2 protein-coding genes are annotated in these 1,044 nt (G+C 71.3%); both read right to left on the bottom strand.

Annotated features, from left to right (window positions below):
• Positions 1-187 precede the first annotated feature (187 nt).
• Entirely contained in the window at positions 188-748 is a 561-nt protein-coding gene (locus tag ABD327_RS25825; RefSeq protein ID WP_344248212.1) for a hypothetical protein, read from the bottom strand.
• A gap of 1 nt (position 749) precedes the next feature.
• The coding region (locus ABD327_RS25820; RefSeq protein WP_344453602.1) for a hypothetical protein at positions 750-1,044 on the bottom strand (295 nt) is incomplete at its 5' end.

The following is a 1,044-nucleotide window of genomic DNA, read 5'->3' as shown; positions in this document are numbered from 1 at the left end:
GACGTGTTTTCGCGCCGGTCAGCTCCAGCGCGGCATCGGTCTCGGCCGCCGTGCCCAGCTGCTGGGTCTTCGTCGCCGCCAGGGGCAGGGCCGTGTCCGTCTCGGCCGCTTCGCCCAGGAGGAGGCCGGGCCAGACGCCTGCTCCTGGGTAGGTGGTGGGGCCGGGGTAGGGCATACCGCCTGCCTCCTACAGCGTGATGCGGGTGAGAGACATCTCGACCCCGTACAGGACGAGCGGGGTGCCCAGGCCGTGCCTGACCGACACGTAATAGGTCTGTCCGGCCGTCAGCGGGGCCACGTTGGACGCGGTCAGGTCCGGCCAGATGGCGGTGCCGGTCGCGGCCGGTGTGAGCGAGACGATCGGCGGGTCGTCGACCAGCGGGCCGCCCGTCTGTCGGCGCAGCCACATGCTCCTGTCACCGGTGTTCGGGGCGCCGTCCTTGAAGATCGTGCGGAGGGCGGCGAGGTACAGGCCGCCTGCCCCGGCCGGGACGGTGACGCCGCTGCCGGTCGTCCACCACACCCCGCCCTCCTGGTAGATGGAGGTGGCCAGGGGGACGGCGGTGACCACGCCGCTGGTCAGGGTCAGGTCCGCGATCCGGGTGAGGGCACAGCGCGGCGGGTCCTGGGCGGCGTCGGCGGCAGCCGCGGCGTCCTGGATTCCCGTCTCCATGTAGTTCAGGCGGACGGCGTTGATGAGGGTGTTGCCGTCCGGCCCGTCCGCCCACGTCTGCTTCGTGTACGCCATCTCAGTCGGCGCGGAAGAAGCCGTTGACGCCCACCAGGAGGTCGGTGCCGTCCGGGGTGGCGGGGAAGTCGTGCTTGGTCAGCGGCACGATGTTGGCGTCCGTTCCGGCCGTGGTGTCGGGGTCGAAGCAGACCAGGAAGGCGCCGATGGGGTTGCCGGTGGCGTTGGTGTAGGTCTGGTCGGCGAAGTCGGACTGGCTGCTGTCGCTGGTGTCATCGGGGGTGACCGTGGCCGCGGTGATGGTCTTGCGGCCCATCGTGGTCTGCTCGTTGGATGCGCCGGCCAGGAGCGCGGCC

The organism is Actinocorallia aurantiaca (assembly GCF_039533685.1).
Lineage (GTDB): Bacteria > Actinomycetota > Actinomycetes > Streptosporangiales > Streptosporangiaceae > Actinocorallia > Actinocorallia aurantiaca.
The sequence above is the reverse complement of the archived record's forward strand: the minus strand, read 5'-3'. Positions and strand labels throughout refer to the sequence as shown.

Excerpts from the sequence above, each read along its gene's own strand:
- ABD327_RS25825 (WP_344248212.1), bottom strand. The coding sequence starts at position 748 with ATGGCGTACACGAAGCAGACGTGGGCGGACGGGCCGGACGGCAACACC.